Source organism: Cupriavidus sp. 05L411, from assembly GCF_056398045.1.
This window is the reverse complement of sequence record NZ_JBFTOQ010000004.1, coordinates 269,334-287,547: the sequence shown is the minus strand read 5'-3', so window position 1 is coordinate 287,547 and position 18,214 is coordinate 269,334. Positions and strand designations below refer to the sequence as shown.

General features: G+C 69.7%; 17 protein-coding genes. 13 read left to right on the top strand and 4 right to left on the bottom strand.

From position 1 onward, the window contains the following. Positions 1-44: 44 nt before the first annotated feature. The 6 genes from AC1DQR_RS06790 to AC1DQR_RS06765 all read left to right on the top strand — a co-directional run bounded on the left by AC1DQR_RS06790 (position 45) and on the right by AC1DQR_RS06765 (position 7,220). The gene (locus AC1DQR_RS06790) at positions 45-2,090 is read left to right on the top strand and encodes a sigma-54-dependent Fis family transcriptional regulator (RefSeq protein WP_416048565.1); all 2,046 of its coding nucleotides are present in this window, start codon (positions 45-47) and stop codon (positions 2,088-2,090) included. Between the two features lie 176 nt (positions 2,091-2,266). Next, positions 2,267-3,313: a beta-ribofuranosylaminobenzene 5'-phosphate synthase family protein gene (locus AC1DQR_RS06785; protein WP_477132760.1), complete on the top strand. Its 1,047-nt coding sequence runs from the start codon at positions 2,267-2,269 to the stop codon at positions 3,311-3,313. A gap of 83 nt (positions 3,314-3,396) precedes the next feature. Further along, positions 3,397-4,302, top strand: coding sequence for an NAD(P)-dependent methylenetetrahydromethanopterin dehydrogenase (locus tag AC1DQR_RS06780; protein ID WP_416048563.1), 906 nt, complete (start codon positions 3,397-3,399; stop codon positions 4,300-4,302). 20 nt (positions 4,303-4,322) lie between these two features. Next, positions 4,323-5,330, top strand: a complete 1,008-nt coding sequence (gene mch / locus AC1DQR_RS06775; protein ID WP_416048562.1) for a methenyltetrahydromethanopterin cyclohydrolase — start codon at positions 4,323-4,325, stop codon at positions 5,328-5,330. A gap of 1 nt (position 5,331) precedes the next feature. Beyond that, complete coding sequence (locus AC1DQR_RS06770) at positions 5,332-6,306, top strand: ATP-grasp domain-containing protein (protein ID WP_477132759.1); 975 nt, start codon at positions 5,332-5,334, stop codon at positions 6,304-6,306. Further along, complete coding sequence (locus AC1DQR_RS06765) at positions 6,303-7,220, top strand: triphosphoribosyl-dephospho-CoA synthase (RefSeq protein ID WP_416048560.1); 918 nt, start codon at positions 6,303-6,305, stop codon at positions 7,218-7,220. The genes AC1DQR_RS06770 and AC1DQR_RS06765 overlap by 4 nt, the downstream gene beginning before the upstream one ends. Positions 7,221-7,269: 49 nt before the next feature. Here AC1DQR_RS06765 and AC1DQR_RS06760 read toward each other — a convergent pair whose 3' ends face one another. Further along, positions 7,270-7,734 (bottom strand): dihydroneopterin aldolase, encoded by a 465-nt coding sequence (locus AC1DQR_RS06760; RefSeq protein ID WP_477132776.1) that lies wholly within the window; start codon positions 7,732-7,734, stop codon positions 7,270-7,272. A 419-nt stretch (positions 7,735-8,153) separates the two neighbouring features. On the opposite strand from AC1DQR_RS06760, the gene AC1DQR_RS06755 reads away from it, so the two are divergent. The 4 genes from AC1DQR_RS06755 to AC1DQR_RS06740 are packed head-to-tail and all read left to right on the top strand — an operon-like array spanning position 8,154 to position 11,441. Beyond that, on the top strand, positions 8,154-8,750 hold the full coding sequence (locus AC1DQR_RS06755; protein WP_416050484.1) for a flavoprotein: 597 nt from the start codon (positions 8,154-8,156) through the stop codon (positions 8,748-8,750). Next, complete coding sequence (locus AC1DQR_RS06750) at positions 8,729-10,114, top strand: DUF6513 domain-containing protein (RefSeq protein ID WP_416048559.1); 1,386 nt, start codon at positions 8,729-8,731, stop codon at positions 10,112-10,114. The genes AC1DQR_RS06755 and AC1DQR_RS06750 overlap by 22 nt, the downstream gene beginning before the upstream one ends. Further along, positions 10,111-10,740: a DUF447 domain-containing protein gene (locus tag AC1DQR_RS06745; RefSeq protein ID WP_416048558.1), complete on the top strand. Its 630-nt coding sequence runs from the start codon at positions 10,111-10,113 to the stop codon at positions 10,738-10,740. Before AC1DQR_RS06750 ends, AC1DQR_RS06745 begins: the two co-directional genes overlap by 4 nt. After that, positions 10,737-11,441, top strand: coding sequence for a (5-formylfuran-3-yl)methyl phosphate synthase (locus tag AC1DQR_RS06740; RefSeq protein ID WP_416048557.1), 705 nt, complete (start codon positions 10,737-10,739; stop codon positions 11,439-11,441). Before AC1DQR_RS06745 ends, AC1DQR_RS06740 begins: the two co-directional genes overlap by 4 nt. An 11-nt stretch (positions 11,442-11,452) precedes the next feature. Here AC1DQR_RS06740 and AC1DQR_RS06735 read toward each other — a convergent pair whose 3' ends face one another. The 3 genes from AC1DQR_RS06735 to AC1DQR_RS06725 are packed head-to-tail and all read right to left on the bottom strand — an operon-like array spanning position 11,453 to position 14,157. After that, positions 11,453-12,052 carry an amino acid kinase family protein gene (locus tag AC1DQR_RS06735; RefSeq protein ID WP_416048556.1) on the bottom strand — a complete coding sequence of 200 codons (600 nt, stop codon included), beginning with the start codon at positions 12,050-12,052 and terminating at the stop codon, positions 11,453-11,455. Between the two features lie 37 nt (positions 12,053-12,089). Then, complete coding sequence (locus AC1DQR_RS06730) at positions 12,090-13,172, bottom strand: hydantoinase/oxoprolinase family protein (RefSeq protein ID WP_416048555.1); 1,083 nt, start codon at positions 13,170-13,172, stop codon at positions 12,090-12,092. Then, the gene (locus tag AC1DQR_RS06725) at positions 13,162-14,157 is read right to left on the bottom strand and encodes an ATP-grasp domain-containing protein (protein WP_416048554.1); all 996 of its coding nucleotides are present in this window, start codon (positions 14,155-14,157) and stop codon (positions 13,162-13,164) included. Before AC1DQR_RS06725 ends, AC1DQR_RS06730 begins: the two co-directional genes overlap by 11 nt. Before the next feature lie 9 nt (positions 14,158-14,166). Between AC1DQR_RS06725 and AC1DQR_RS06720 the strand changes: the two genes are divergently transcribed. The 3 genes from AC1DQR_RS06720 to AC1DQR_RS06710 all read left to right on the top strand — a co-directional run bounded on the left by AC1DQR_RS06720 (position 14,167) and on the right by AC1DQR_RS06710 (position 18,198). Continuing rightward, on the top strand, positions 14,167-14,895 hold the full coding sequence (locus AC1DQR_RS06720; protein WP_416048553.1) for a HisA/HisF-related TIM barrel protein: 729 nt from the start codon (positions 14,167-14,169) through the stop codon (positions 14,893-14,895). 277 nt (positions 14,896-15,172) lie between these two features. Beyond that, positions 15,173-16,519 carry a molybdopterin-binding domain-containing protein gene (locus tag AC1DQR_RS06715; RefSeq protein ID WP_477132758.1) on the top strand — a complete coding sequence of 449 codons (1,347 nt, stop codon included), beginning with the start codon at positions 15,173-15,175 and terminating at the stop codon, positions 16,517-16,519. After that, positions 16,516-18,198, top strand: a complete 1,683-nt coding sequence (locus AC1DQR_RS06710) for a formylmethanofuran dehydrogenase subunit A (protein ID WP_416048551.1) — start codon at positions 16,516-16,518, stop codon at positions 18,196-18,198. Before AC1DQR_RS06715 ends, AC1DQR_RS06710 begins: the two co-directional genes overlap by 4 nt. Positions 18,199-18,214: the final 16 nt, after the last annotated feature.

Below are 18,214 nucleotides of genomic sequence, written 5' to 3'. Positions count from 1 at the left end.
AGACTCCAGCCCACGGAAGTACGCCAGCGCAGGAGGAGAAACACATGACGGCATTGACCTTGACCCAGCTTCCCGTGCCGGCCGCGGGCACGCATGCGCAGCGCATCGCGCGCGCCGTCGCCTACCCGCGGTCCGCAACGGATGCCAGCGCCGTGGTGGTGCGCTCGTGGACCCGTTGCCTGGGCGAACACGGGCTCGATCCGGAGTTGCGTGCCGTGCCGCCGGTGCTCTCCGCCAGCGAATTGCGCGAGCGCGGGGAGCGCCTGGCCGACCTGGTGGACTGTGCCAGGCTGGAGATGAGCACGCTTTATCAGCAACTGGCCGACCCGGAGATGGCGGTGATGCTGACCGATGGCGAGGGCGTGGTCATGCATCTGGTTGCCGCCGACCCGTTCGCGCGGGAGATCGCCCCGGAAGGCCTGCGCGTCGGCGCGATCTGGAGCGAGCGCGAAGCCGGCACCAACGGCATAGGCACCTGCCTGGCGGAGAACGGTGCCGTGGCAATACGCCAGCATGAGCACTTCTTCCAGCGCTATGCCGGCCTGGCCTGCTCGGCTGCGCCTATCTATGACGAGAACGGGGTACTGGCCGCGGTGCTCGATGTCACCAGCCGCTCGCCCTTGCCGTTGCAGCAGCATTCCCCGGTGCTGGTCGGCATGTCCTGCCGCCATATCGAGAACCGCCTGTTTGACGCCCGCTTCCGCCACGCCTATCCGATCCGCTTCCACAGCCAGCCGGAACTGGTCTATACGCCCGGCGAAGGCAAGCTGGCGGTCGATGCCGACGGCGTAGTGCTCGCCGCCAACCGCAGCGCCCTGCTCCAGCTCGGCTGCCATTCGCTGCAGGCAGTGCGCGGCAAGCGCATCGATGAACTGTTCATGATCTCGCTCGACGAACTGGTGGCGCGCAGCGCGCGCCAGTCTTTTCATCCGATGCCGGTCTACCTCGCGCAGGCATCGGATCGTTTCTTCATGGTCGCGCAGCAGCCGCCACAGGAGTACCAGCCACGGCCCGCCCGGCCGGCGGCACGCAGCGCGCCGGCGCAGGAAGCTTGCGCGCCCCAGCCGGCCCGCGCAGGCCTGGCCTGCGGCGATCCGCGCATGGACGCACAGGTCCGGCTCGCCACGCGCGTCATCGCGCGCAACGTGCCCATCCTGCTCCACGGCGAAACCGGCTCGGGCAAGGACGTCTTCGCCAATGCGCTGCACGCGGCCAGCCCTGCGGCACAAGGCGCCTTCGTGGCCATCAATTGCGCCTCTCTGCCGGAATCGCTGATCGAGAGCGAACTGTTCGGCTACCGGGCGGGAGCCTTTACCGGCGCCCAGCGCGAAGGCCGGCGCGGCAAGATCCTCCAGGCCGACGGCGGCACGCTGTTCCTCGATGAGATCGGCGATATGCCGATGGCCTTGCAGGCACGCCTGCTGCGCGTGCTGGAGGAGCGGCGGGTGACACCGCTCGGGTCCGAAACCTCGGCCCGGGTCGATTTCCAGCTGATCAGCGCCAGCCATCGCAACCTCGCCGAGCTGGTCCATGACGGGCGCTTTCGCGAAGACCTCTTCTACCGGCTAAGCGGCGTCGAGCTGCGCCTGCCGCCCTTGCGCGAACGCACCGACCGGCTGGCCCTGATCCACGCCATCCTGGCCGAGGAGGCCGGCCCGCAGGAAACGCCGCCCACGCTCGCACCCGACGCCGAGCAGGCGCTGATGCGCTACGACTGGCCTGGCAACCTGCGGCAACTGCGCTACGTGCTGCGCACTGCCGTGGCCCTGTGCGACGGCGCGCGCCTGACCAGCCGGCAGCTTCCGCCGGAAGTCGCGCAAGGCGCACAGAATTCCGCGCGCCGTGGCCGGGGTGCCGGCGCAGGAGCCGAGGCAAGCAAGCCCGCGCAGCAGAGCCTGCCGCCCTTTAACGCCATCCAGTTGAACGAGCGCAAGACCATCCTGGAACTGCTGGAGACGCATCGTTGGAATGTCAGCACCGTCGCCCGCGTGCTGCGGGTCAGCCGCAACACGCTGTACCGCAAGATGCACCAGTTATGCATCGAGATCGCGCGGGAGGCGGCAGCGTCACGGCATGCGGGCGGGGCCTGAGCGCGGCCCACCCGCGCCCGGCTTGGCGTCATGACACCTTGTCCGCAAAGCGGAACGCGGGGCATGACACGCTGTCACTCCAACGCGCCGCGCCGCGTCCCCTGCAGGCCGGCGGCGCAGTGGTATGCCGCTTGCTAGATCAGGCAGACAAAGCGATTCGCGAAAGGCCCTCATCCATGCAAACGCTCGAAAAACCCACCCACGAAGGTCATGGCATCAACCCGTCCGGCGCGGTTCGGATTCACGCGACCGGGCGCCTGCATCTGGGCTTTCTCGACCCGGGCGCATCGCTTGGGCGGCGCTTTGGCAGTCTCGGCTTGTCGATCGGCGGCCCGGCGACCATCCTCGACCTCGGCCCGGCCGTGCAGGACCGGGTCGCCGCGGTGAACCACGCCGCACGGCAGGAAGTCCCGCGCGTCTCGGCCTGGCTGGAACAGCTCAAGCAAGCCAGCGGCATCCAGTGCCCCCTCGCGGTCTGCCTGCATGAGGTATTGCCTGCGCATGCGGGCTTCGGCTCGGGCACGCAACTGGCGCTGGCCCTGGGCCGGACGTTTGCAACGCTGCACGGCCTGCCATGGTCCGCCGCCGACATCGCCAGCCTGCTAGGCCGTGGAGGCCGCTCCGGCGTAGGCATCGCTGCATTCGAGCGCGGCGGGCTGCTGGTGGACAGCGGCCCGCGTGGCGCGGGCAGCGTGGCGCCGTTGACGGCGCGTTTCGATTTCCCGGCCGACTGGCGCATCGTGCTGCTGCTCGACACCAGCCGCACCGGGCTGCACGGCGCAGCGGAGAAGCAGGCCATGCAAGGCCTGCCGTCCTTCCCCCAGGCACTGTCCGCCGATCTCTGCCACCGCGTGCTGATGCAGATCCTGCCCGCCGCCGCCGAGCATGACTTCGTGCCCTTCGCCCAAGGCGTCAATCACCTGCAGCAGGTCATCGGCGGCTACTTCGCGCCGGCGCAAGGCGGCGTGTACAGCAGCCCGGCGGTCGGCCAAGCGCTGGCCCGGATCTCGCAGCAGGCGGGCGCCAACGCAGCAGCCGTCGGGCAAAGCTCATGGGGCCCGACCGGCTTCGCCATCGTACCTTCGCAAGCCACAGCCGAACAGGCGGTAGCGGACATCCGCGCGGCAGGACTGTTGGGCCCCTTCCTGCAGGCACGCATTGTTGCAGGGGTCAATGGTGGCGCGCAAGTCGTGCCATCGGCGCGGCAGCGCAGCGCGGCGTGAGGCGGGTGACAGGATGCGCCAACGCCGATAGACCCGAGCCCCAATTACCTGAAGTTGAGCACCCAGATCACGGAGCCCCCGAAATGGCACGCCCCTACATTCTTCACATGTTCACCCCGACCCGGCAAGCCAGCCCCTTCGACGTCAACATGGCCGTCGACGCCGGCTACGAGCACGTCATCCCCTACGCTGAAGTCGGCCTCGACAACGTTGCCGCCCTGACCCAGGACGCCATCTTCTCCCGCGGGCCGAAAGGCGTCGCCAACACCGGCATCTTCATCGGCGGTCGTGATGTGGTACTGGCGACCGACATGCTCGAGGCGGCGCGCAAGGCCATGGTGCCTCCGTTCGCGGTGTCCGTCTTCGCCGACCCGAGCGGTTCCTACACCACCGCCGCGGCGCTGGTGGCCACCGTCGAGCGGCAACTGCGCAAGGTGCATAGAACCGATTTCTCCGGCCGCCGGGTGCTGGTGCTTGGCGGCAGCGGCGCCGTCGGGCGCGTCGCGGGGGCGCTGGCCTCGCAACTTGGCGCGCGCGTCTGGCTGTCGAACCGCTCCGGGAGCGAGCAAGCCACCCGCATCAGCCGGGAGACCAACGAACGCTTCAACGCGCAGACCGAAGGCATCCTGATCCGCTCGGCGGACGCGCTCCAGGCGGCGCTGGCCGAAGCTGACGTGGTCTTCGCCACCGCAAGCGCTGGCGTCCAGGTCGTGAGCGAGGCGGACCGTGCCGCCGCAGGCAAGCTGCTGGTAGCCGCCGACGTGAACGCCGTGCCTCCTGCGGGCATCGCTGGCGTGGACGCCAGTGCCGATGGCAAGCCCGTCGGCACTGGCAAGGCCGTGGGCGTCGGCGCGCTCGCCATCGGCAACATCAAGTACCAGGTCCAGCACCGCCTGTTCCTCGCCATGCGCGAAGCCGCCAAGCCGGTCTACCTGGGCTTCCCCGAAGCCATGGCCATGGCGCGCACCGTTGCCGCCGAACTGCCCTGAATCACCCAACCGAGGCGCCCATGCCAAGCACAACGAATCCCAGCGCTACGTTCAGCGTCAACGCGCTCAGCCAGCCGCTCGTCGCCAGCCTGCTCGGCCACCGCGCCGAGTGGCAGCTCTCGGTCTCCAATGGGCCCATGGGCGTACGCATCGTCGATGCCGGCGTCGAGACGCGCGGCAGCGTCGAGGCGGGCATTGCCATTGCGGCGATCTGCATGGGCGGGCTGGGCCAGGTGCGCCTGCGCCACGGCGGCGCAGGTTGGCCCACGCAGATCGAGGTCAGCAGCGGACAGCCTGTGCTGGCCTGCCTGGCCAGCCAGTACGCCGGCTGGAGCCTGAGCGCCAGCAAGGAGGAAACCGGCGGCAGGAAGTTCTTCGCGCTGGGCTCCGGCCCGGCGCGCGCGCTCGCTGGCAAGGAAACGCTGTTCGAGGAGCTCGGCTACCGCGACAGCCTGCCCGACGGTGGCAGCGGCGCCTGCCTGGTGCTGGAAGTCGACCGCGCGCCGCCGGAGATCGTCATCCAGAAGATCCTGCGGGACTGCGGACTGCGGCCCGGGCAACTGACCGTGATCCTGACGCCGACGGCAAGCCTGGCCGGCACCACGCAGGTGGTAGGCCGCGTGCTGGAGGTCGCGCTACACAAGGCGCATGTGCTTGGCTTCCCGCTGGACCGCATCGTCGGCGGCAGCGGTGTCGCGCCACTGCCGCCACCGGGCGCCGATGCGGGCGATGCGATGGGCCGCACCAACGACGCCATCCTGTACGGCGGCAGCGTGCACCTGACGGTCGACACCGACGACGATGCCGCCCGGGCGCTTGCCCTCGCGCTTCCCTCGGCCAGGTCGCGCGACTATGGGCGCCCCTTCGCCGATGTGTTCAAGGAATACGGCTACGACTTCTACCGCATCGACCCGGCCCTGTTCGCGCCCGCCGAGGCGTGGGTCAGCAACCTCGCTTCCGGCCGGACCTGGCACGCTGGTGCGCTGAACCTGCCGCTGCTGCACGGGCAATGGCTGCAGGAAGCCTGACATGGCCGCCTCCCCTGCGCGCAGCCCGCTGCGCATCGCCATCATGACCGACGAAACCGGTTGGCATACCGCCACGCTGAAGCAGGCCCTGCGCAAGCGCGGCTGCGAAGGCCGCTGTGTGGACCTGGCCGATTGCCGGATCGACACCACATGGGCCTGGCACGGCCTGGTGATCCCCGGCTATGGGCGTGCCCTGCCGGATGCCGTGATCGTGCGCGGCCTCGCGTCCGGCAGCTTCGAGCAGGTCACGCTGCGGCTGGGCATCCTGCACGCGCTGCGCGAACTGGGGGTGCCCGTGTACAACGACGCGCGTGCCATCGAGCGCAGCGTGGACAAGGGCATGACCAGCTTCCTGCTGCACCTGGCCGGCATTCCCACGCCCGCGACCTGGGTGAGCGAATCCGCGCCGCACGCGCAGCGCACGGTGATGCGCGAGAGCGCCGCCGGGCACGCGCTGGTGCTCAAGCCGCTGTTCGGCTCGCAGGGCAAGGGGCTGCAGCGCATCGGCATGGTCGAGGCAGGACACGCGCCCGTGCCGCTGCCTGCGCTGGCGGCATACCGGCATGTGGCCTACCTGCAGCGCTTCGCCCCCTCTCCGGCTGCGCCCGGCAAGCCGGGGTTCGACTGGCGCGTGCTAGTGGTCGGCGGACGGGCGGTGGCGGCCATGCGCCGCGTCAGCCAGGGCTGGATTCACAATGTGGCGCAAGGCGCCCGCTGCGAGCACGCTGACATCACGCCTGCGCTGGCTGCACTTGCCGTGCGCGCTACCGAAGCGCTTGGCCTCGACTACGCTGGCGTGGATCTCGTTCCCGTCGGCGAAGGGGAAGACACGGATCAGGCGATGGTCATCGAGGTCAATGGCGTGGCGGCCTGGCATGGGCTGCAATCCGTCACGGCGGTCGATATCGCCGGCCTGCTTGTCGATGATCTGCTCAAGCGCAAGCTGCCCGCGGCGCGCCAGGGAGCCGTGGCGTGAGAGCGGCACCGGACAACAGCGTGGCCGGCACTGCCGCGGCGGCTTTCCTGTGGGCGTGCACGCTGGACGTGGCGGTGGCCAAACCGGGCAACGTCAGCATGGATGCCCCCGGCCACGGCATGACTGCCGGGCTCTTCCTGGACAGCGCGGCGGTGGCGGTGGCACCGCTGACCGATGCCGCGCTCACGGTCGGCGAGCGTATCGAGGAGGCGGTCGCGCAAACGCAGGCGGTGGCGCGGTGCAACACCAATCTCGGCATCCTGCTGCTATGCGCGCCACTGGCCGCCGCCGTGGAAGGCGAGCCGCCGCGCGATGCCGAAACGCTCCGCGAGCAGACCGAGGCGGTGCTGGCGGCCCTGACCGTGGCCGATGCCGAGGCCGCCTATCGCGCGATCGCGCACGCCATGCCGGCCGGCCTTGGCGCGGCGCCGGAGCAGGACGTGGCCGCCAGGCCCACGGTGAACCTGCGCGCCGCCATGCACCTGGCCGCCATGCGCGATACGGTGGCGCGCCAGTATGCGAATGGCTACGCCGACCTCTTCACGCTCGGGCTGCCGGTGCTGCGCAGGCACCTCGCCGGACACGGTGCCTGGCCCGAGCGCCTGCACCGGGCGGTGGTAGCCGTCCATCTCGCCTTCCTGGCGCGCTTCCCGGACTCGCATATCGCACGCAAGCATGGGCTGGCTGTGGCAAGGCGCGTGAGTGACCGCGCGCGGCTGTTCCACGGGCGCATCGAGGCGGGCCAGTCCATTGATGCGGAGGCATTCGTGCAATGGGACCGGGAATTGAAAGCCACCGGCCTCAACCCGGGCACCAGCGCCGACCTGACCGTTGCCAGCGCGATGATCGCGGGCTGCCTCGATCCGGCGCTGTGCGCGATGCCCATCGACCCGCGCCAGGCCCGAGTCAGGTAGCGCAAATCAGCGTGGCGCCGGCCTGTTCCGGCGCCACGCCGGGAAACACCTAGAAATCAACGGCGCCCCGGCCCAGCCAGCCGTACCCGTGATCCTTAACGCGCAAGGTCTCGTCGCGGCGCCGCTCTATCGCCACCCCCACCGAGTCAACGTCGTCGAATTTCTTCGGCTTGACCACCACCACGCGCACCCAGTGCGCCCCAAAGTCTTCCAGCAGCAATTGCGCCACGCGCTCGGCAAGCGCTTCCAGCAACTGCAGCCGGTGCGTGGCCATCAAGTCCCGCAACGCGGTGCGGACCTTGCCATAGTCGATGGTGTCGCCGATCCGGTCACTGCTGCAGGCGGCACTGCGCGGCAGCCCGGCTGTCAGGTCGATGCGCAGCGGTTGCGGCGTGCGCAGTTCGCTGTCGTCAATGCCGATGATCGTCTGCGCTTCGAAGCCTTCGATAAAGATCAGGTCCATCGGCACCGGCGCGGCCGCCGGTGCCGTCCGGGCGGCTATGGATTCCGCCATCAGGCCCGGCAGCAAGCCGAACTCCGCCGCTTCGGCCTGCCACATCATGTCGTCTCGTTTCATCTGCCCTCCGTGCAATGCACTCGCTACCAGCGCGCGGCCGGCGACCACGCTCCCGTGCCTGTCTCGCAAGAAGCAGGCCACGGGCAAGCGCGGGACCTCGCCCCAGTTCCGGCGGGGCCAGGCGGGACGCCGGCGCGGCGTGCAAGCGCGGGACATACGCAAGCCGGACGACACAACCTGTCCCGCCGACGGCGCAGTCAGCGCGGCGCAACCCGGCGCCCGGGCCTTGCGGATCAAGGCGCCGGCGCCAGGCACGACTCCTGCAATCATTCCAGCCCAGTTCGATCACCCTAGCGAGTCACACGTTGGCCCAACTCTCTGCCCCACTTGGCCCGGACACCGAAGGATTCGCCCTCATCGAGGGCGAGGACGCCGATGCTCTCGCTCGGACCGAGGGTACCCCCCGCTTTGCCTGGGCCATCACCGGCTCCGGGCATTTCCTCGAAGAAAGCCTGGCGCTTGCCGCCGCCCTGCCCGATGTGGACATGTTCCTGTCGCGCGCGGCCGAGGAAGTGCTGGCGATCTACGGCATCCAGTTGAAGGACCTGAAGGCGCGCTTCCGCGTCTTCCGGGACAAGACCGCCAGCGCGGCGCCGGTCGGCATGTTTTATGCGCGCCGCTACCACACCGCCATCGTCGCACCGGCCACCAGCAATACCGTCGCCAAATGCGTCGCCGGCATCTCCGACACGCTGCCAACCAATATCCTCGCCCAGGCGGGCAAGCTCGGCATCCCCGGCATCGTGTACGCGTGCGACACGGAGCCCGTGGTGGTCACCAAGGGGCCGGACGGCTGGCTGAAGCTGCATCCCCGCAATATCGAACTGGAGAACGTGGAACGGCTGCGGCGTATCGACCATTGCGAAGTGGTGTGTTCCATCGACGAACTGCGCCGCACGCTGGATCAACGACTGAAGGCACTGACACTGACATGGAACACATCGTCTTCCTGACCGGCCGCCTGGCGGAAAAAGGCCTGGAACGCGTGCTGCGCAGCCTGGAGCCCGCGCCGTTCTCCTGGGAGATCCGCGAAATCGGCGTGCAGGTGGCCGCGCTGATGACCGCCGACCTGGTGCGCCGACGGGTGGCCGCGCCCGTGGTGGCGGACCGCATCATCGTGCCGGGCCGCTGCCGCGGGGACCTGGACGCGCTGTCGCTGTACTACGGCATGCCGGTGGAGCGCGGGCCGGAAGAGCTCAAGGATCTGCCGCAGTTCTTCAACCGCAAGGCCAAGCCGGTCGACCTGTCGCGGCACGACATCGCGATCTTCGCCGAGATCGTCGACGCGCCCCAGCTCGATATCGAAAGCGTATGCGCGCGGGCGCGCCGGCACCGGGCGGATGGCGCCGACGTCATCGACCTCGGCTGCCTGCCCGCCACGCCCTTCCCGCACCTGGAGGACACGGTGCGCGCGCTGAAGGCGGAGGGCTTCCTGGTCAGCGTGGATTCGATGAACGCCGGCGAACTGGTGCGCGGCGGCACGGCCGGCGCGGACTACTTGCTCAGCCTGACCCTGGACACCCTGTGGGTGGCGGACGAGGTCGCGGCCACGCCGATCCTGGTGCCGCAGCAGCCGGGCGACGAAGCGTCGCTGTACGCGGCGATCGAAGCCATGGAGCAGCGCGGCCGGGCCTATATCGCCGACGCCATCCTCGACCCGATCCCGTTCGGCCTGCTGGCCTCGCTTGGGCGCTACGAGCGGCTGCGCCAGCGCTTTCCCAAGGCGCCCATCATGCTCGGCGTGGGCAACCTGACCGAGCTGACCGAGGCGGACACCGGCGGCATCAATGCCATCCTGATGGGCATCGCGGTGGAGCTGCACGCCTCGGCGATCCTGACCACGCAGGTCAGCGGCCATGCGCGCCGCGCCATTCGCGAAGCGGACGTGGCGCGCCGGATGATGTACGCCGCGCGCGAGCAGAACGCTTTGCCCAAAGGCATCACCGACGAGATGATGACGCTGCATGCGCGTGAGCCCTACCCCGATACACCGGAGGAAATTGCCGAGACCGCCAGCGCGATCCGCGACCCGAACTTCCGCGTGCAGGTCTCCGAGCAAGGGATACACGCCTACAACCGTGACGGGCACCACGTGGCCTCCGACCCCTTCACCCTGTTTCCCCGGCTGCAACTGGAGCACGACGGCAACCACGCCTTCTACCTGGGCGTGGAACTGGCGCGCGCGGAGATCGCCTGGCGCCTGGGCAAGCGCTACGTACAGGACCAATCGCTGGACTGGGGCTGCGCCGCCGAACGCGATGCACAGGATCTGACCGAATGGTGCGCGCCGGGCGCCACCATGCGAAAGCGGGCATGAGGGCAAGCACCATGAGCAATGACGTGATCTACGAAACCGTCGTCACCACCGTCTCGGCGGACGGTGCGGCGCATATCGCGCCGATGGGTGTGCGCTACCAGGGTAGCGACATCGTGCTGATGCCGTTCCGGCCCTCCGCCACCTATGACAACATCGTCGGCAGCGGCACCGCCGTGGTCAACCTGACCACCGACGTGCGCGTCTTCGCCGGCTGCCTCACGGGCCGACGCCAGTGGCCCACCGTGCCAGCGGAGCGGATCCAGGGCGTGCGGCTGGCCAGCGCGCTGAGCCACATCGAACTGCGCCTGATGCAGCAAGGCGGCGATCCCGCGCGGCCTTCGCTGCGCATGGGCCGCGTGCACGAGGCCCGTCACGGTGACTTTCCCGGATTCAACCGCGCGCAGGCGGCGGTCATCGAAGGCGCGGTGCTGGTCAGCCGGCTGCACCTGCTGCCGGCCGACAAGATCGCCCGCGAGATGGCCTACCTGCAGATCGCCATCGACAAGACCGCCGGCGCGGCGGAACACGAAGCATGGCAATGGCTGCAGGACCGCGTCGCGGCCTGGCATGCCGGCAATACCGGCCACAGCGCCGCCCCCGAGCCCACCTTGGAGAAGACCCGATGACATCCCTGCTGACCAGCGTACGCAATGTGACGGAGGCCCTGCAAGCCGCCATTGCGGGGGCCGACCTGATCGACATGAAGGAACCCAGGGCGGGGGCGCTCGGCGCGCTGCCGGCGCAAACCGTGCGTGAGGTGGTCGGCGCGGTGCGCGCGCGCTGGCCCGGGCGCTTGCTGAGCGCGACGATCGGCGACGTGGCGCCGGCCGAGCATGCCGTCATGATGCTGATGGCCAACACCATCGGCAAATGTGGCGTCGATTACGTCAAGGTGGGCGTGTCGCCCGGTGCACACGGGCGCGAAGCCTTGCGGCGCCTGGCTACCCTGCCATGGCAGGTGGTGCCGGTGTTCCTGGCCGACCACGGGGTGGACCTGAAGCTGGTTGAAGAGGCCTGCGAGATGGGCTTTCCGGCGGTGATGGCCGACACGGCGGGAAAACAGGCAGGCAGCCTGTTCGACTGCGTCGACATAGCCACGCTCGCGGCCATGACCCGTATCGCACGGCGCCGCGGCGTCAAGGTTGGCCTGGCCGGCTCACTGCAGCTCGTGCATCTGCCGCAGCTGCATGCGCTGGCGCCGGACTTTGCCGGCTTCCGTGGGGCGTTGTGCGACGGCGGGCGCGCCGGGCGCCTCGATCCGGCCAAGGTGGCGGCGCTGCGCGCTGGTTTGCACCCGGCGGCCGCATTGGAACCGCAGCCGGCCTGAGCACCGCACGTCTACGCGACCCCGTCTCGCGGGGCGTCGCTGAATAGCGCGCGCAAGCGCTGCAGATCCTCCTTATGCAGAAGCTCGACCGGATAGGCCGCGTCGCGCGTGTAATGGCAGAAGCCGCGGTCGACCACCCCCGCATCCATATACTCTGCCAGCGTCATCCCACGCTTGAACGGACACGACTTGACCAACACCAGCCGCCGCGCGCCAAGCCGGCTGGCCAGCCACGCGGCGATGCTGTCAGCAGTCACGTCCCAGCTCGCCAACGCATCCGGCGCCTTGCGCAATAGGCCGAATGGCGCCCAGACTGCAACGCCGCCATCGCGCAGCACGGCATGGATCGCATTGTCGTCGGCGGCCACCTTCAGGCCGGGGCACAGCCCCTGCAGCATCAAGCCATACTGGACCATGGCCAGCACCGCCATATTGTGCGCAACCAGGTCGTCGAAGGCCCATTGCCCCTGGTACTCGCGCACCTGGTCGGCAAACCCGCCGCCGCCCGGCACCACCACCACGCGCCCGCCGCCGCGCGCGGCCAGTTCCCGCAGCCAGTCTCGCAGCACCGGGTCGCGGCCAAGGCTGCCGCCGATCTTTACGATGTGCACAGAGCCTCCCACTTCAGTGCGGCACACCGGGAACACGTCATTGGCATGCCTCCGTGCCTTCCATCGCGACCGCCTCGTCCCCCGCTTGCCAAAGCAGGACCGCCACGGCAATGCTTGGGGCGCACACGCGCGCCCACTCCGCGTGGGCCGGCGCCATGCCGGCGAGGTCTTCAAAGGCCCGGTAGGGACGGCCAAGCCGGCCGGCCAGATCGCGCGCCAGGAAATGCCCACAGCCCGCGCCGATCAGCGGCGCGTCTGGCGGCAAGCCAGACCGGTCGATGACGCGCAGCAGGTTGTCCCACAGCGCTGCGATCTGGGCCTGCCGCCACGCGCGCGCGACCTCCAGCCATGCCGCCGGCGACGCGTCGCGCGCATCGTGCCCGATCATCCTGGCCAGCCGCTGCCGTGTTGCCTCCGGCGTCTTGGCGCCGCCGTCGGCCGCCGGGTGGGGATCGTGCGCGTCGGGCAGTTCCCCCGTGATCCGGTACACATCGGCGGTGGTGGCGAACAGCTCGTTCATCACGTTGTAGCGGGTGCCCTTCAAGGCGATGCGGCGTGCCAGCGCGCAAAGCGGCGTGCGCGCCACGCCCAGGTAAACCAGTTCGCCCGAGGCCAGCCGGCCGGCGTCGTCGCGGCCGTGCGCCGCCACCTCGCCGTCCACGATGGGAATCAGGTCGCTGGTGGTGGTGCCGATGTCCACCAGCACGCCGTGACCGATGCGCTCAGCCGCCATGCGGGCAGTCGCCACCCAGTTGGCCGAGGCGATGTGCTGCCAGTCCGCCGCCACCTGGCGCCGCGTGCGCCAGCCCGCAGCGCCGGCGAAGAAGACGGTGCATTCGCCAAAGGCGCCCCACATGATGTCTGCCAGCGCCACCACGCCGGCCTCGCGGTGCTCGAACAGGTCGGCCATTTCGCCGGTCATGGTGACCGCGTGCGCGGCGTGCCCGCAATCGGGCCAGCGCGCACGCGCTTGCGCCAGCACGTCGTCCAGCAGATGCAAGCCCTGCCACAAGGGACAGGCCCACTGCGCGATATCGCGCACGACGCCGTCCTCCAGGCGCGTTGCCTTGATATTGGCGCCGCCCAGGTCCCAGCCGTAGACAACCCGCTCAGCGGCCATGGGAGGCTCCGTTGGCGACCAGCCGCTCGGCCAGGATCTGGTGTCCCGCCAGCATCTCGCAGGCCAGGTTGCGGCCCAGTTCGGCTGACAGGCCCACATAGGCGCAGGTCACCCGAGGATTCACCTCGATCACCACGGGGCCGCGCCCGGGATGCCAGACCAGATCGATGCCGGCGAACCCCCGCAAGCCGGGCATGCCCGTCGCCACGCACTGCGCCACGTCCGCCAGCCAGCGGCCCGCCGAGCCCTCGCGTTCGATGGCATTGATCTGCACGCCGTCGTCATGCACCTGCCCGCGCGCATCGACGCGAATGCGCTGCGCGTTCACGCTCAGCAATTCGGTGCCGCCCGGGCCGCACAACAGCGACAGGCTTAGCGGCTCGCCCTCCACCCAGGGCTCGAGCACCACCGGCTCGCCATCCGCGAGCCGCCGCAGCCAGGCTTCATGCGCCGCGTCGAAACCGTCGTAGGCGTACGTCGCCACCGATCCCGCGCCATCGTCCGGCTTGACCACCCAGCACCCGGGCTCGGCCGCGTCCCCTTCGCTCCATGGCTGGGTCGCGGCGACGCCGAGCGCGGCAAGCCGCTGCGCGGTGGCGCGCTTGCTGGTGGCCAGCGCGATCGCGCCGGCGTCGCAGCCCAGCCAGCGCGCGTCGCCCACCATGTAGTTCAGGCTCAGCAGCACCCCCTCGGATTCCGGTGCCACAACCCAGCTCACGTCGTGGCAAGCCGCCTGGCGGCGCACGAAGTCCGCCGCGTCCTCGCCAGGCATGTGCGCGCACCAGCTCACCTTGTGCGCGCCATGGCAATCCGCCGGCAGCTCGCCGGGCAGCGCCGCGCAGGTGAGCGCCACATCGCCGATGCGCGCCAGATCTGCGATCATCGCGTCACGCATGGCCCTGCCCTGGCGCAGCAGGTGCGGCACCGCGCGGGTGTCCATGGCGCCCGCACTGATATATTCATAGACGAACACACGCGTCATCATTCCCTCTCCATGCACATCATCCCAGTCATCGATCTTCTCGACGGCCGCGTTGTCCGAGCAGTGCGCGGCCAGCGCGACCAGTACCGCCCCATCGTGTCCGGCCTGCATCCGGGCAGCGATCCGGTGGCACTGGCGCGGGCGATGCTTGCGTATTGCGCGAGCCGCACGCTGTATATCGCCGACCTCGACGCGCTCACGGGGCGCGCCGCCCAGCTTGAGGCGCTGCAGGCCCTTTGCCTTGCCTTGCCGGAAACCGAGCTCTGGCTGGACGCCGGCTTCGCCAATGCCGCCCAGGCCACGGCGTCACTGGCCGCGCTGCGCGGCACTGGCGCGCGGGTAGTGCCGGTGTTCGGCAGCGAAAGCTTGTCCGAGCCGCCCGCCGCGGCAGGCGCCGCACCGCCGTTCGACACCTGGCCCGGCGCCGTGCTCTCGCTCGACCGGCGCCATGGCATGCCGCTGGGCAACGCGGCATGGTGGCAGGCCAGTGCCGCATGGCCGGCGCAGCTGATCGTGATGGCGCTGGATCGCGTCGGCGCGTTCGAAGGGCCCGACCTGGCAACGCTCGCGGCGATCCGCTCGCAGGCGGGCACCGGGCGCAGGCTGGTCGGCGCCGGCGGCATTCGCGATGGCGCCGACCTGGCCGCCGCCGCGCATGCCGGGGCCAGCGCCTGGCTGGTTGCATCGGCCATTCACGATCTCCGTATTCCGCCGGCTGGCCAGGCAGGACAGTCCTCCTGATCCGCGCAAGCGGCACCCTCAAGCAAAAATACAAGCAGGCATAAACACGTTCCATGCCAGCCTGCTACGGCGTGCTGGCGCCGCATGCGCAACCAACCGGGGTGACAGGTTGCCACGTGCACGGAGCACCGGTTGTCTCGTTGCCCCGGCTCCTGGCGCATCCCGTGCGCTGCGGTTTCCCCGCTGCCAGGCACCTTGCACTCGCCATGGTGGGCGGATGGCGGCCGCGCGGCGGCATGCGGGCAGCCCGCTGGCACAGGCTTTGCTCGACATGGGCATGGCACCCGCTCCCGATCTCCCCTCCGACCCCCGTGGCCGCCCAGCCGGCCGGGCCACCTGGACCTGCCCCTTCTGCGCGCTGCTGTGCGACGGGCTCGACGTTGCGCAGGATGCGGCGGGCGGCTGGACACCGGCACTGGCCGGCAGCACCTGCCCGCGTATGGCAAGCGCGCTGGCTTGGTTCGATGCGCGAGCAGTGGCAACCACGCCAAGCGCCGATGGCCGCCCCGTGGCACTGCCCCAGGCGCTCGACGCTGCCGCGCTCCTGCTGCGCGAGAGCCGGCTCCCGCTGTTTGGCGGCCTCGCCACCGACGTGGCCGGCGCGCGCGCGCTTTACGCCCTGGCCAACCACAGCGGCGCAGTGCTCGACCATGCGCATGGCGACGCCATGACGGCCAGCCTGCGCGCGCTGCAGGATCGCGGCGCGTTCACCACCACGCTGGCCGAGGTGCGCAACCATGCCGACTTGATACTGTGCATTGGCACCCAGCCCTCGCACAAACATCCCGAGTTCTTCCGACGCTGCGGCCTGGCGGACAGAGAACAGCCGTGCACGCGCGAGCTGGTCTTCCTGGGCACGCCGGTCGACCCGGCGGCGGCACTGCTTGCGAACGCGCGCTGCAGTGAAGTTGCGCTGCCCGAGGGCGAGGACCTCTACCAGACACTCGCCTCGCTGAACGCCCTGTGCCGCCCGCGTGCGCTGGCCGACGGCAACATCGCTCCAGCTTCCCTGCGCGATCTCTCGGCGCGCTTGCTGGCCGCGCGTTACGCTGTCATCGTGTGGACGCCATCCACGCTCTGCGCGCAGGCGGGTGGCAAGCATGCCGCGCTGCTGATCGAGGGCATCCACCACCTGGTCAAGACACTCAACCGCACCACGCGCGCCGGCGGCCTGTCGCTCGGCGGCGACGACGGCGGCAATACCGTCAACCAGGCCATCACCTGGCTGTCCGGCGTGCCGCTGCGCACGCATGTGCACCCTGGCGGGCTCGATCACGATCCGCACCGGCACGGGACCGAGCGCCTGCTGCGCGGCGGCGATGTCGACGCGCTGCTGTGGGTCGCCAGTTTCACTCCGGACCTGCCTCCGCCCGCCAGCCCCGTGCCCACCGTGGTGCTCGGGCATCCGGCGCTGGCCGCATCGATGGCCGGGCGTTCCGGCGTCTTCATTCCGGTATCGACGCCGGGCATCGGCTCGGCCGGGCACCTGTTCCGCACCGATGGCGGCATCGTGCTGCCGCTCACCCCGCTGCGCGACGACGGCCTGCCTACGGTCGCGGCGGTGGCGGCGCAATTGCTTGCACGGCTACGGCAAGCGCCCGCGGCCACGGAGTTCGCACCATGAGTACCTTGCGCCTGCACGGCGGCCGCCTGTACGACCCCGCACGGGGGGTCGACGGCCAGCTTGCCGACCTCTATATCCGCGACGGCCGCATCGTTGAGCTGGCGCCCGGCACGCGAGCGGAGGCGGAGCTCGATATCGGCGGTATGGTGGTGATGGCCGGGGGCATCGACATGCATTCGCATATCGGCGGCGGCAAGGTCAACCTGGCCCGCATGCTGCTGCCCGAGGACCACCGCGACAACCTGCCCGCCGCCGGGCCGCTGGAGCTGGCCTCCTGCGGCACCTGCACGCCCGGCACGCTGGCCACCGGCTACCGCTATGCGCAGATGGGCTACACCGCCGCGTTCGAGCCCGCCATGATGGCGTCGAACGCGCGCCAGACACATTTCGAGATGGGCGACACGCCGGTCATCGATCATGGCGCCTATGTCATGCTCGGCAACGACGACCTGTTCCTGCGCATGCTCGCCGAGGGCACCGATTTCCAGCGCATCCGCGATTATGTCGGCTGGACCATTAACGCCAGCAAGGCGCTGGGCGTCAAGGTGGTCAACCCGGGCGGCATCTCGGCCTTCAAGTTCAACCAGCGCCAGCTCGACGTAGACGACCAGCACGTCCACTACCGCATCACCCCGCGCGATGTGTTGCGCACGCTGAGCCAGGCGCTGACCGAACTCAAGGTGCCGCACCCCTTGCATATCCATGCCAGCAATCTCGGGGTGCCGGGCAATATCGAATCGACCCTGGCCACCATGGCCGCGCTCGAAGGCCTGCCTGGCCACCTTACCCATATCCAGTTCCACAGCTACGGCGCGGACGGGCCGCGCAAGTTCTCTTCGGCGGCGCTGCGCATTACCGAAGCGGTCAACGCCAGCCCCAATATCTCGATCGACGTCGGCCAGATCATCTTCGGCCAGACCGTGACCGCATCGGGCGACACCATGATGCAGGTGAGGAATGCCGGCCTGGCCCACCCGCGCAAATGGATCGGCGCCGATATCGAATGCGACGCGGGCTGCGGCGTGGTGCCGTTCCGATACCGCGAGCAGAGCTATGTCAATGCGCTGCAATGGGCCATCGGCCTGGAAGTCTTCCTGACGGTCAAGAACCCCTGGCAGGTGACGCTGACCACCGACCACCCCAATGGCGGCCCGTTCACCAGCTACCCGCACCTGATCCGCCTGCTGATGGACAAGTCCTTCCGCGACGAGCAACTCGCCAGGCTGCACCCGGAGGTAGCCGCCAACTGCGCGCTGCCCGATATCAAGCGAGAACTGACGCTGTACGAGATTGCCGTGCTGACCCGGGCCGGGCCGGCGCGCCTGCTTGGCCTGCGCGACCGCGGCCACCTGGGCGCGGGGGCGGCGGCCGACATCGCGGTGTACCGCGAGGAGGCCAACCGCGAAACCATGTTCACCGCGCCAGAGTATGTGTTCAAGGACGGCGCCCTGGTGGCGCGCGCGGGGCGCATCATCGCCACGCCTGCCGGCGGCACGCACTATGTGGAGCCCGAGTACGACAAAGGCATCGAAAGGACCCTGCGCAAGTACAGCGACAGCCATCTCGCGCTCAATTTCGACAACGCCGCTATCGGCCACGACGAACTGTGCGCCTGCTGCAACGGCGGCCGGCTGCTGCCAGCGCAGTGCGACCCGATGCGCCGGCAGGACACCGTATGAACGGGCACGCTACATT